This is a genomic window from Streptomyces sp. NPDC002403 (assembly GCF_053593015.1).
Map to the genome: position 1 here is coordinate 1 of NZ_JBSFBQ010000107.1, position 11,959 is coordinate 11,959.

15 protein-coding genes and 1 pseudogene are annotated in these 11,959 nt (G+C 69.4%); 14 read left to right on the forward strand and 2 right to left on the reverse strand.

All coding sequences use genetic code 11. From position 1 onward, the window contains the following. The 9 genes and pseudogenes from ACWCPY_RS42140 to ACWCPY_RS42180 all read left to right on the forward strand — a co-directional run. Positions 1-234 (forward strand): annotated as a pseudogene (locus ACWCPY_RS42140) (helix-turn-helix domain-containing protein); the annotation flags it as partial. A gap of 125 nt (positions 235-359) precedes the next feature. Continuing rightward, positions 360-1,364, forward strand: coding sequence for an AAA family ATPase (locus ACWCPY_RS42145; RefSeq protein WP_451274343.1), 1,005 nt, complete (start codon positions 360-362; stop codon positions 1,362-1,364). Further along, the gene (locus ACWCPY_RS42150; protein ID WP_451274345.1) at positions 1,361-1,543 is read left to right on the forward strand and encodes a hypothetical protein; all 183 of its coding nucleotides are present in this window, start codon (positions 1,361-1,363) and stop codon (positions 1,541-1,543) included. Before ACWCPY_RS42145 ends, ACWCPY_RS42150 begins: the two co-directional genes overlap by 4 nt. Before the next feature lie 92 nt (positions 1,544-1,635). Beyond that, positions 1,636-1,914, forward strand: a complete 279-nt coding sequence (locus ACWCPY_RS42155) for a hypothetical protein (protein WP_451274347.1) — start codon at positions 1,636-1,638, stop codon at positions 1,912-1,914. 115 nt (positions 1,915-2,029) lie between these two features. Next, positions 2,030-2,701, forward strand: coding sequence for a GGDEF domain-containing protein (locus ACWCPY_RS42160; RefSeq protein WP_451274349.1), 672 nt, complete (start codon positions 2,030-2,032; stop codon positions 2,699-2,701). A gap of 566 nt (positions 2,702-3,267) precedes the next feature. Beyond that, complete coding sequence (locus tag ACWCPY_RS42165) at positions 3,268-4,350, forward strand: hypothetical protein (protein ID WP_451274351.1); 1,083 nt, start codon at positions 3,268-3,270, stop codon at positions 4,348-4,350. Positions 4,351-4,371: 21 nt separating this feature from the next. Next, complete coding sequence (locus ACWCPY_RS42170; protein ID WP_451274353.1) at positions 4,372-4,884, forward strand: hypothetical protein; 513 nt, start codon at positions 4,372-4,374, stop codon at positions 4,882-4,884. A 90-nt stretch (positions 4,885-4,974) separates the two neighbouring features. After that, complete coding sequence (locus tag ACWCPY_RS42175; RefSeq protein WP_399435011.1) at positions 4,975-5,100, forward strand: hypothetical protein; 126 nt, start codon at positions 4,975-4,977, stop codon at positions 5,098-5,100. Further along, complete coding sequence (locus ACWCPY_RS42180; RefSeq protein WP_451274355.1) at positions 5,097-7,586, forward strand: tyrosine-type recombinase/integrase; 2,490 nt, start codon at positions 5,097-5,099, stop codon at positions 7,584-7,586. Before ACWCPY_RS42175 ends, ACWCPY_RS42180 begins: the two co-directional genes overlap by 4 nt. A 75-nt stretch (positions 7,587-7,661) precedes the next feature. Here the strand turns inward: ACWCPY_RS42180 and ACWCPY_RS42185 are convergent, their stop codons facing one another. Further along, positions 7,662-7,979 carry a hypothetical protein gene (locus tag ACWCPY_RS42185; protein WP_451274369.1) on the reverse strand — a complete coding sequence of 106 codons (318 nt, stop codon included), beginning with the start codon at positions 7,977-7,979 and terminating at the stop codon, positions 7,662-7,664. Between the two features lie 179 nt (positions 7,980-8,158). After that, the gene (locus ACWCPY_RS42190) at positions 8,159-8,506 is read right to left on the reverse strand and encodes an Imm51 family immunity protein (RefSeq protein WP_451274357.1); all 348 of its coding nucleotides are present in this window, start codon (positions 8,504-8,506) and stop codon (positions 8,159-8,161) included. Positions 8,507-9,307: 801 nt separating this feature from the next. On the opposite strand from ACWCPY_RS42190, the gene ACWCPY_RS42195 reads away from it, so the two are divergent. From ACWCPY_RS42195 to ACWCPY_RS42215, 5 genes are all read left to right on the forward strand, one after another. Continuing rightward, positions 9,308-9,796 (forward strand): Pycsar system effector family protein, encoded by a 489-nt coding sequence (locus ACWCPY_RS42195; protein ID WP_451274359.1) that lies wholly within the window; start codon positions 9,308-9,310, stop codon positions 9,794-9,796. Positions 9,797-9,901: 105 nt separating this feature from the next. Beyond that, entirely contained in the window at positions 9,902-10,861 is a 960-nt protein-coding gene (locus ACWCPY_RS42200) for an AAA family ATPase (protein WP_451274361.1), read from the forward strand. Positions 10,862-11,131: 270 nt separating this feature from the next. Then, positions 11,132-11,317 carry a hypothetical protein gene (locus ACWCPY_RS42205; protein WP_451274363.1) on the forward strand — a complete coding sequence of 62 codons (186 nt, stop codon included), beginning with the start codon at positions 11,132-11,134 and terminating at the stop codon, positions 11,315-11,317. After that, on the forward strand, positions 11,314-11,496 hold the full coding sequence (locus ACWCPY_RS42210) for a hypothetical protein (protein ID WP_451274365.1): 183 nt from the start codon (positions 11,314-11,316) through the stop codon (positions 11,494-11,496). The genes ACWCPY_RS42205 and ACWCPY_RS42210 overlap by 4 nt, the downstream gene beginning before the upstream one ends. A gap of 87 nt (positions 11,497-11,583) precedes the next feature. After that, positions 11,584-11,868 (forward strand): RapZ C-terminal domain-containing protein, encoded by a 285-nt coding sequence (locus ACWCPY_RS42215; RefSeq protein ID WP_451274367.1) that lies wholly within the window; start codon positions 11,584-11,586, stop codon positions 11,866-11,868. Positions 11,869-11,959 lie beyond the last annotated feature (91 nt).

Here is an 11,959-nt window from a genome sequence, read left to right on the forward strand (position 1 = left end):
GCGCCCCCCCGCCCCCCCCCCCCCACCCCGGTGCCCGGAACCTTCCCGTACTGGGCCGAGATGGACGCGGCCGCCATCCAGGCCTCCGCGAGCGCCGACACCCGCGCCGCCCGCATCGGGGCTCTCTCCACCAGCGCCTACGCCAAGTACAGGCGGCTGGAGCGGGCAGTCGACACGATCCTGGCCGCGCTCGGCCTGCTCCTGGCCGCCGCCGTCCTCGCCGTCATCGGCTGACTGGACGACCCCGCGTACGCCGGCCCCGATTCCCGCCACCGCGGCCACCGCCGCCCACCCCGGGCCCGGACCGTTCCGGGCCCGCCCCCGCCTTGCCGACCACTCACCCCTCAAGGAGAGAACTCATGACCCGTGCTTTCTCCGGCACGATGCAGCCCCTCGACACGACCATCCCCGACCCGGCGCTCATCGTCCTCATCGGCCCGGCGGGCGCGGGCAAAACCACTCTCGCCTCCACCTGGCACCCGACCCAGGTCCTGGAGCTCGATGCCTTCAGGGCGATGGTCTCGGGCTGCGAAGGCGACCAGTCGGCCACCCCGGACGCGGCTGCCCTTCTGCACACCGCGATCGAAACCCGCCTCGCCCGGAAACTCACGACCGTCATCAGCGCGACGAACACCGAGGCCCATATCCGCAAGGGCCTGCTCGACGCCGCCCGTACCCACGGCGTGTCCACCGTCGCACTGCTCGTCCCCACCCCGGCCGACGTGTGCGTGCAGCGCCAAGCCGACCGCGACCCGGCCCGCGCAGTGCCCGAGGACATCGTCCGCCGCCAGCACGCCGACATGGTCACCGCCTTCCCCCAGCTGCGCGACGAGGGCTTCGACCACGTCGTCTTCGCCGACAACATCCACCGCCTGGAGCCGCTCCTGCAACGCGCCAGCGACACCCGCCGCCGCGACATGGGCTGGGACGGCAGCGACGGCCTCGGCTCCCTGCTCCTGGTCCGCCGCGTCTTCGGCGACGACGTGCTGCCGCTGTGGACCTGGCGAGACGGCAGCGGCCTGGCGAGCGGCGACCGGGTCGGTGAGATCCGCCTCGGCAAGGACCGGCTCGTGCTCGCCCTGCGCACGAACGTCGACGGCGAGGGCGACTTCGGCTTCGACCTGCTCACGTGCTGCCCGTACGACGACGAGTGCGACGCGCGCGCCTGGCAGCCCGTGCACTCGGTGACCGACCTGCTGGTCGCGCACACCAGCAGCCGGCCGCACCCGGACGCCGTGTGCACCGTCCACGGCGGCCCCGACGACGTCGACCAGGAGGCCGACGACCACGCGGTCGGCATGGACGACGACCCCTACGGCCGCGCCGACCTGGAGGAGCAGTACGCCGCGGCGGTCCGCGAATGAGCCGCGCTGCCAAGGGATCGCACCCGCACCCGCTCACCCCGGCCGACCTCCCGGCCGGGGATGAGTGGGCCCACTGCTGCCCCGACTGCCACCTCCCGAACCAGAACCGCTTCGACCCGTACGTCCTGGACGCGCTCCGCGGCGTGGGCCTCGACTCCCCCGCCCCCGTCGCTGCCTGACGGGCTCTCCGTGCCGCCCCGGCCTCCGTACGACGGAGACCGGGGCGGCCGCGGTGGCCCCTCAAACACCGCACGGAAAGGAGACGGGCGTCATGCCGAACACCGAGATGTACGAGGTCGACGTCCCGATACACGACACCGCCAACCCCGCCCGGCGCGGCCGACACGTCTTCACCGGCGTCGCCGACTCCCCCACCACCGCCCTGCGCCGCGCCCACGAGGTCTACGACACCGCGCTCGCCGCGCACACGGCCGGACGCGCCAACCCCGGCAAGCAGCCGGACCGGTGGGGAGCGGCCGGGCTGCGGCCCGGCTGGGAACTTGAGTGGCCCGCCGCGACGGCCGGCCGCTGGAACAACCCGTGCAGCTGAAACAGCCGCGACGACTTCGCGCTGTAGCTCACCCCCGAGGCAGGCGTCCAGGCGTGGAAACCGACCGCCTGCCCCGGGTCACCCATCCCGTACGAGACGAGAGGGAGACCCAAGTATGGACCCGCTCACGCGCGTCGCGACCCCGAACGGGCAACGCGCACTCCTCATCACCACCCTCGCACTTCCGCTCACCGGCTGGACCATCCACGCGCTCACGCTCCACCGGCGCCTGGCCGCCGAACGACGTGACCCCCTCACCGGCGCCCAGCGTCGCGCCGCCTTCGAGCGCCGCGCCCGGCGCCTCCTGGCCCGCCACCGCCACGACACGGTCGTCTGCCTGGTCGACCTCGACCACTTCAAGGGCCTCAACGACACCCACGGCCACGCCGCCGGGGACACCGCGCTCGCCGCCACCGGCGAGCGCCTGGCCCGGTGGGCCGGACCGAACGGCGTCGTCGGCCGTCTCGGGGGCGACGAGTTCGCCGTGGCCACCCGCTGCCAGGACGGGATCGAGCAGCACCTCCAGGACCTCGTCGACGTGCTGCACGAGCCCGTGCCCACGCAGGCCGGCCCGCTGCCCGTCGCCGCCTCCGTCGGCGCGGCCGTCCCGGACTACCTCGGCATCCACACGCTGCCCGCCCTTCTGCGCGGCGCGGACGTGTCGATGTACCGAACCAAGCACTCCGGCCGCTACGGCTGGGCGGAGATCGAGGACCTGGACGCGCCGACGGTCAACGGGCGCCGCGCCGGGCGCCCCGGTACCGCCCTGCTGGAGCGTGCCGCGTGATGGGCAACCTCATCGGCGGCGACTGGATCCGTGGCATCACGATCCGCCAGCCCTGGGCCACTGCATCCTCGCCGGGAAGAACCCGGAGAACAGGCCCGCGAACTGGCCGTGGCGCGGCCTGGTGCTGCTGCACGCGGGCCTGCAGACCGACCGGCCCGCTCTGCCAAGGCTGCCCCTCCTTGCCCACCGCGACTTGCAGCATCTGCGACGCGGAGAAACCCTGTGGCACCTCTCGGACTACGGGTCGGCCGTGGTGCCTGGACTGCCAGCGTCACTCCGCGCCGTGCTCGGCCTGCGGCGGCGTCGCGGCGGTCGTCTCCGGCACTCTCGACCAGCCCCTTTGCCTGCGCTGCACCGCGCCTGAGGTCTGGCACACCTGCCCCACCTGCAGCGAGCCCGATTATCCGCACCCCGGTCAGTGCGCTCGTTGTCTCATCAATCGGCGCCTCAACGAGCTCCTGGGCCCTCCGTCCGCTGCCCTCCATCCCGGTCTCGAAGCCCTGCGGAACAACATCGCCACCACCGAGCACCCACTCACCGCCAATCGGTGGCTGAACAAGCCGTTCGTGTCTCCGGTCCTGGCCGACCTCGCGGCCGGCAGACGAGCCCTGACTCACGAAGCCCTCGACGAACTGCCCGACAGTCCGCCTCTCGCCCACCTCCGCCAAGTCCTCGTCGGCGTCGGTGCCCTGCCTGAGCGGGACGAGTACATGCTCCGCCTCGAACGTTTCCTCACTGGCCTTCTCGCATCACAGCAAGACCCCGAACAGCGCAAGGTCCTGCACCAGTACGCGATATGGCACCTGGTCCGTCGACTACGCCGACGCAGCAACGGCCGCCGCCTGACCCCGCAGCAGTTCGCATCCGCGCGTCAACGCACCCATGCGGCCGTCGCCTTCCTTAACTGGCTTCAAGCTCACGACCTCGCCTTGGAGACGTGCCGACAGGCCAACCTCGACCAGTGGCTCACCGACGACTCCGCGACCTACCGCCACACAGCCGGGCACTTCGTCCGCTGGGCTCGCGCCAATAAGCTCACCACCGTCCACGTCCCCGCTGTCCGCTGGCACGGCCCCACCCAGCCACTCGATGACGAGCACCGGTGGAACGTCGCACGCCGGCTCCTGCACGACGACACCCTCAAGCCCGAAGACCGTCTCGCAGGACTGCTTCTCCTCCTCTACGCACAAGGGCCATCGGCGATCCACCGACTGACCATCGAGGACGTAGAGGTGGGCGCTCAGGAGGTAAGGCTCCACCTCGGTAATGCACCCGTTCAGCTGCCCGAGCCCGTCGCCCAGCTGGCCCGCACTGTTGCCGCGAACCGCAAGGGGCACGCGACCATCGGCGCCCTGGCTCCGTCTTCATGGCTCTTCCCCGGCGGCCAACCCGGACGCCCGATCAGCACCACACAACTGACCCAGCGCCTGAACCAGCTCGGGATCCGGCCCAACCAGGCCCGCAGCACCGCTCTCTTCCAGCTCGCCACCGAGATCCCCGCCGCGATCCTCGCCCGCACACTCGGCATCCACACCGACGTCGCCGTCGCCTGGCAACGACTCTCCGCCGGCGACTGGGCAACCTACGCCGCCGAAGTCAGCCGACGCCCCAGCAACCGAACCTCAAGGCCAGCAGAAGCCACGGAATAGGAGATCCAGATGCAGGCTCCCTTGCTCAACGCGGACTGGCTCGTCGTCTGGCAGCACCAGATCACCGAGTCGCTTCAGCGTGTGCTCAGCTCTTTCGAGGACACCCACGGCTACCCGCCTGGCGACAACGAGATCATCCTGGCAAATGCCGCCAGCCGATCAGCAGCCTCGCGGTTCAAGGAGCACCCCGCAGCCGCACCCACCTTGATCGCGTTCTACGACACGATCTCCGAGGCAGCCCTGCCCGACATCGACAACGGGCACTTCATCCACTCACCCGACCACGTGCTCAACGACCTCGCCGAGTACGGCGCCGTGCACGTTGCAGACGACGCGGTCGGAATCGTGTTCGGAAGCGACGGCGGAGGCAACCTCCTTGCCGTCGACCCGAGCGGGACCGTCCATCGGTCCACCACCGCGTCTTGGTTCGACGCCTTCGAACCGATCGCCCCCAGCTTCGTCGACTTCCTCGAACAGCTTCAGCAGGCCGTCGCCGACTTCGCAGACGCGGGGTTGCCACCCGAGCATCGCTGACGTGCCCTGGCCCAGACCGCGCCCTCCCACAGCCAGGCATTCGGACAGTTTCAATATCCGACGTCACCATTAGTCGAGGACGAGGAGCAGGTGATCGCCCGCGTTCAGGAGTACCTCGCTGACGTCAAGGAACGTGCGGCGCTTCCACCGGCATCACCGGCCACCGGCTATGAGGCGAGCGACCTGGATGTGCTGTTCGGTGGTGAGCGCGGATGACCAGGAAGGGATCGAGACGGGCCAACTCCGTCCGGCTGGCGGGAACGAAACCGGCACTGGCACAAGCCTTGTTCATCGACCACGATCTGCAGGCCGATGAAGCACGTGTCGGACCACACGACCGTCTCACCCGCGCTGAGGTGCTGGCCCTGCTCCCTGCCTCTCCGCTCTGGCCGCCTGGTGACACCAAGGCCAGCCGCGACCGCGCGAACAAGCGGTTGGCAAACGCCACCAAGATCCTGGACTGGCTCGAGCAGCACCCCGACCATGGGTGGCAGGAACGCTGGCGGGCGACCGATGCCGACCGCGGGAAAGAGGTCGTACTCACCGCTGTACTGGGCGACCACCAGACAGATGGTCAGCGCGACGGAGTGATTGCGGGACTCAACTGCTTGATGCTGAGCCGGATCGTCCTGCCGGGATACGGATTCCTCCGCGGCTACAAGGCACTTCTGCTGTTCAAGCAGGTCCAGCAGTTGTTTCCCGACGGGGACCTGGAAACCATCCGTGACCACGGCGCCGGGCTGGGCATGACGCCCCGGCACGTCGATGAGGGATTGCGCTTGATCTCCTCAATGATTCTGCACACCGGACGCGACCTGCACGAACTGACTGCCGAGGACGTCTTCCAGGTCCGGGCCCGAGGACGCCGGATGCGGGGCGAGGCATTCGTCGGGACTCACAGCGCCTGGGAACTGCTGCGGAGCGTCGGTGCCATCCAGTCCAAGGACACCCTCAAGGACGCGCTGCGGCACGGACAACGGCCGACGACCGAACTGGTCGACTCCTACAACATCCAGTCCACCGAGATCCGCAACGTGCTGGTGCGCTATCTCGACGAACGCCGCCCCGGTGTCGATTACGGTACCTTCCGCGGACTCGTACGCGAACTGGCCGGCGTCTTCTGGGCGGACATCGAGACCCACCACCCCGGCATCGGCACCCTCCGGCTCCCTGACGACGTCATCGACGGCTGGAAGCAACGGATCGTGACCTACGTCCATGCCAGGTCCGGCGAGGTCAAGAAACGACGTTCCCGCATCGACGTGATGATGCGCGTCCGCGGCTTCTATCTCGACATCCAGGAGTGGGCACACGAGGACCCCTTCTGGGCGCAGTGGGCCGTCCCCAGCCCCATCACCCGAGGAGACGGCGCCGGGAACCAGAAGATCTACAAGCAGACCACGGCCCGCATGCACCAGCGGGTACGCGACCGGCTCCCCCACCTCCCCCTGCTGGTCCAGACAGCAGAACGAGTCCACCGTGAGGCCGCAGCTCTCCTCGAAGCCGCTCGCGCCACCCCGTTCGGCGAAGTCTTCGAGCACGGCGGCACGAGCTACCTGCGGGAACTGCTCAAGGTGAACCAGATTCCCAGCCGGCTGGACCACGGCTCGCCGCACGTCTTCATCCGCACGGTCGGCTCCACCGGCCGCCGCATCAACCAGAGCCTGGTAGAGGACGACGCCTTCTGGTCCTGGGCAGTCATCGAGACCTTGCGTCACACCGGAGTACGGGCCGAGGAACTCACGGAACTGACACATCTGGCACTGGTCTCCTATCGGCTGCCAGAAACCAGAGAAGTCGTTCCACTGCTTCAAATCGTTCCGTCCAAGAGCAACGAGGAACGGCTCCTGCTGGTGAGCCCTGAACTCGCAAGCGTCCTGGCCACCATCATCAAGCGCCTGCGCGACGCCAACGGTGGCAAGATCCCCCTCATCGCCCGATACGACTCCCACGAGCGAGTCACCGGCCCGCTGCTGCCTCACCTCTTCCAACGACGGCCGTACTGGCAACCGCAGGTCATGAGCGAGGCCGCGGTCAAGCACAGGCTCGACCGGACGCTGGAAGCCACCGGTCTGCGCGACCAAGCAGGACAGCCGCTGAACTACACGCCCCACGAGTTCCGCAGGATGTTCGCCACCGAGGCCGTCACCGGCGGACTGCCCGTTCACATCGCCGCTCGCATCCTCGGACACAAAACCCTGACCACCACCCAGGCATACCTTGCAGTCTTCCAGGACGACCTCGTGCGGACCTACCGCGGCTTCCTCGACCGCCGCCGGGCCGATCGACCGCAGGACGAATACCGAGAGCCCACCGAGCAGGAGTGGCACGACTTCCAGCAGCACTTCGAACTCCGCAAGGTCTCGCTCGGCACTTGCGGACGTCCTTACGGAACCCCCTGCAAGCACGAGCACGCGTGCATCCGCTGCCCGGTCCTCCAGATGGACCCCCGCCAGAAACCCCGCCTTATTGAGATCATCCAGAACCTCCGCGAACGCATCCGCGAGGCCCGGGCCAACGGCTGGCTCGGCGAGGTCGAGGGACTACAGGTCACTTTCGACGCCGCGATGGCCAAGCTCAACAGCCTCAAGAACACCCCCGCCGACGGACGCCCTCAACTGGTCGACCTCGGCATGCCCGTCTTCACCGACAACGCACCACCGCCTCAAACCGATACAGGAGAACCCGGGCTGTCAGGCTGACCACCTCCCACCACCGAAGCGCTCACCGGCCCCGCCCCAGGCGGGGCCGCTCTCGCTACCGTGGTCACGGCCCAGCTACTTTTCAGGTCCACTGCCCTGGACCGGGCACTGCCAGTCGGCCGCATCGATCGCATCGCCCGCCATGTCACTGAGGTGGAAGCAGTTGCCGTTGGCCCACACCGTGACCGAATCCCGCCGATGGTCGACCTGGAATGGCTCGTCCCCACGCAGCGTTCCGGACCAAGAACCGTCTTCTGCCGGCGAGTGAGTAACAACGACGCAGGTCTGCCCCGGCAGGAGCTGGTAGGCATCTGCCCACGGCTCCACGGTCAGCTCCAGCGGTGCTTCACCGTCGTTCCTGACCAGCAGCCGCGCGGTTCCCCCAGCGAACATCTCAAGCACCTCTCATTGCCCCGCCGGCGATTTCGCATGCGCCCCCAAGGGCGGGTCCGACAGCTTGGACGTGACGTCGTAATGGAGCACATGCACGCCCATCTCCCTCGCGTGCTGAAGACGGCCGCTTCATGATCGATTCCCTAACCCAGAGAGCGCGAGCACCGTCCCGAGCGTGGTCAGTCGTCAAAGAAGTCTGGATCGACCTCGGTCAGGAGGACACCCAAACGCTCCGGCGACCGATACAGGTCGCGCATGAGGACGCCCAGGGCCTCAAGGACTGCGCGATTCGACGAGTACACGGCGAACATCCCGGATTCGGAGTCGTGCTCCAACTGGTCCGCCGAGTCGGGCAGGTGGCGGGCCACGAGAAGTCGCGCGACGCCTTCCCAGGTATAGCCGTTCCCCTCCAGACCCGCAGCCTCGATCACCGGCATCAACTCACTCCACCCCGTGAGGAGAAGGCTGTGACCGGGATCGAACTCGATGTCCTGGAGCAGAAACGGTGCCAGATCCTGCGTGCTCATGGCGTGACGATAGCCGTCCTTTAGGACGCGGCAACACGGGGGCGCCCGCCAGACCACAAGATCGCCGCCACAGTTCGGATACGCACGCTGGCCTCGCCCCGGGCGGGGAGTGCTGCCTACTTGGGCAGCTGTTTCACGATGCTGGTACGTGCGTGAACGTCCCGCAGCTCGCACGGCCAACGCTCATCGATGGTGACTGCGGCTTCCCTGCAGTCACCGCAAGCATTCCGGCGTTCCGGGAGCCAGAGATAGTCGGACGGGGACAATCCCGGGAGCTCGATCCCGCACAGCGTCTTCTCGAAGGAACCGAAGGCGTGAGCAGAACCGGGAGGCAACTCCTCCCCGACTGCCGTCTCCCAGCGACTACCCACAGGCGCATACGGCGGACGGGAGATTTCGAACCACTCGCCGCCCACATGAGCCGTCGCATAGCACCAGCAGCAGGACCAGATCTCCTCCGCCCAATGGTTCGGATCCAACGGCCACCGCCACATCGAACGCCCGCACACGTCGCACTCCACGGGCGCGATTCTCACACGATCAGAACCTCTACTCTCAGCGGCTCTGACCGCCCACCAGCTCTGGAGTCCTTAGTCCGGAAAAGCGCAGGTGTCACGGCCCACCTGCTGGCCCGGCGCCTACGCCGCCGAGGCCACCAGGTCCACCTCCACCACCGCGGCCTGCACCACCCCGTCGTCCACCACCCCCGCCCTCTGACGGCTGCCTGATCCACCCGCCCCGCCCCCTGCGGACCGGGTGGTGAAGGGGAGCCGGACAGCCCGGCCGGAGAAGGAGCCAACGATGACCCTCAACACCGACCCCGCTGCCAGCACCGATCCCGCCGTGACAGACAAGAACCTGGACGCGGCCTGCGCCTCCGTCGTCAACGAGATCGCGCGCACAGACAGCAAGGGATCCTTACTCCTTGCCTTCGATGGCGCGGTCCTCGCCGGACTCGCCAGCCTCGCCGGCAAGGACCTCCCTCTGCCCGCCCAGATCGTCGGCGGCGCCGCCAGCCTCGCCCTGGTGGCCGCCGCCGTGCTGCTGCTCCTGGTCGTGCGGCCCAATCTCGGAGGCCGCACCCCGGTGCCCGGAACGTTCCCGCAGTGGGCCCGTATGGACGCGGACGCCATCCGGGCCTCCACGGGCGTTGACACCCGCGCTGCCCGCATCGAGGCACTCTCCACCAGCGCCTTCACCAAGTACAAGCGGCTGGAACGCGCGGTCGACACGATCCTGGCCGCGCTCGCCCTGCTCCTGGCCGCCGCCGTCCTCGCGGTCACCGGATAAGCAGCCGCCCACGCGCCCCAATGCCCCCTTACTGCGGAGGCGGCCTGCCCGCGCCCGGCCGGACCGCGTGCCCGCCTCCGCCCAACAACCCCAAGGAGAGAACCAGTGAAAACCCTCCGACTGAAGAACGCGCTGCCCGTCGACACGACCATCCCCGAACCGTCGCTGGTCTGCCTGATCGGAGCGGCTGGCTCGGGCAAGTCGACGTGGGCCTCCACCTGGCGCGCCACGCAGGTCCTGGAGCTCGACAGGTTCCGGGCCCTGGTCAGTGATGACGCGGGCTGCCAGGAGGCGACCGGCGACGCCGTGTTCGCGCTCCAGGCCGTCCTGGAGGCCCGCCTCGCCCGCCGGAAGATGACGGTGGTCGACGCGACGAACTGCGAGAAGTCCGTGCGCGCCAACCTGATTGCCACCGCCCGCCGCCACGGCGTGCCCACGGTCGCGCTGGTCGTTCCCACTCCGGCCTCCGTGTGTGTCGAACGCCAGGAAGGCCGGCCCGTGAACCGGCGGGTGCCCGAGCCGGTCGTCTTGGCGCAGCACGCCGCGATGGTCGCCGCGTGGCCCGGCCTGCCCGCCGAGGGGTTCGACCACGTCGTCGTCGCGGAGAACATCTACCGACTGGAGGCGCTACTCCAACGCGTCAGCGATGCCCAGCGTGCGGATCTCGGCTGGGACGGCGGCGACGGCCTGGGCGATCTGCTGCTGGCGCGCCGCTGCTTCGGTGCCGAGATCCTGCCGATGTGGCGGTGGCGCGACGGCTCGCAGCTCGCCGGCGGTGACCGCACCGCGGAGATCCGGCTCGGCGCCGACCGCCTCATCCTCGCCCTGCGCACCGACATCGACGGCGAGGGCGACGTCGGCTTCGAAGTCCTGATGGCCTGCCCGGTCTTTACCGACTGCAAGAGCGCGGCGTGGGCCCCCGTCTACAACGCCACGGACCTCCTGCGGGCCCTGACCGGCGGCCTGGCCACCGACCCGGACACGTATTGCACCGACCACGGCCGGGACGACCCCGAAGGCCGCGCCGACCTGGAGCAGCAGTACGCGGACGCGTTCTGGGCATGAGCCCCACTTCCCGGGCCGGCCCCGTCTCAGCAGCCGAGGCCGGCACCGGGCGCCCGACCTGATCCACTCCCCCGCCGATGCGGACCGGATCGCCTCCGACACTCCGGACACCGTGTATGCCTGCACCACCGGAGACCCGCGCATCGCCGACGTGCTGCTGCGCGAGATCCAGCCCGGCGACTTCCTGCGTGTCACAGGCACCCTGGTCCCGCCCGACGACCCCCAGGGCCTCGCCCGCGTCACACCGTCGACGGCCTGGAGGTCCTTGAGGTGGCCCTGGCCTCCGTGCTCTACGACCTCGTAATGGAGAGGTTCGGGATGTACGTCGTCGTCTTCGACGTCGACCGCAACCAGGTCCCGGTGTTCACCGCGTCCGGCCGCTGGGCCGGCGAGGCCGCCACCCCCGACGCGATCGGCGACCTCATCAACGCCTACGAGGAGGGCGGCTCTCAGTGACGACCGCCCTCCTCGCGCAGCGCACCGTCCTGGAACGGTTCCCCGCCAGCCACCCCCGCAGCTCCTGGCCCGCCGGCGAATACGCCGCCGCCCGGCGAGCGCAGGGCACCGACGGCCGGGCCGTCATGGACCTCGGCAGCGACCAGTTCCTCGTGGTCACCGACACCATCACCCAGTAGAACCACCCCGGAGCGCCGCGCCCGCCCTTCCCGGCCGGGCGCGGCGCCTGCGTGTACCCGCCATTCACTACTGAGCAGGAGACCTCCTTGCACCCGATCCGCCTGATCTCATTCGGCTACCTGCACCTGCCCACCGGTCCGGACGGCTCTCCCGCCCCGCCCACCGCCGACCGCATCGAGGACGTCCGCGACCGGATCCGCGACCCGGCCGCCGCCCGCGACATCCTCGACCTGGACGGCCTCAACCCGCGCGTCCAGGACGTCGTCCTGAACACCCCCGGCGCCCGCGAGCTGCTCGCCAACCTCGCCGACTGCGCCGACCTGCCCGCCGGCCCCCGCCGCATCGTGATCGGGTGTGCGGGCGGTCTCTAGTGCAGCACCGCGTTGATCCTTCGGGGGTCTGAGCGGTCAGGCGGGTGGGTCGCCGAGGTAGAGGCCGGCGGCGCAGTCGAGGGCGGCTTCG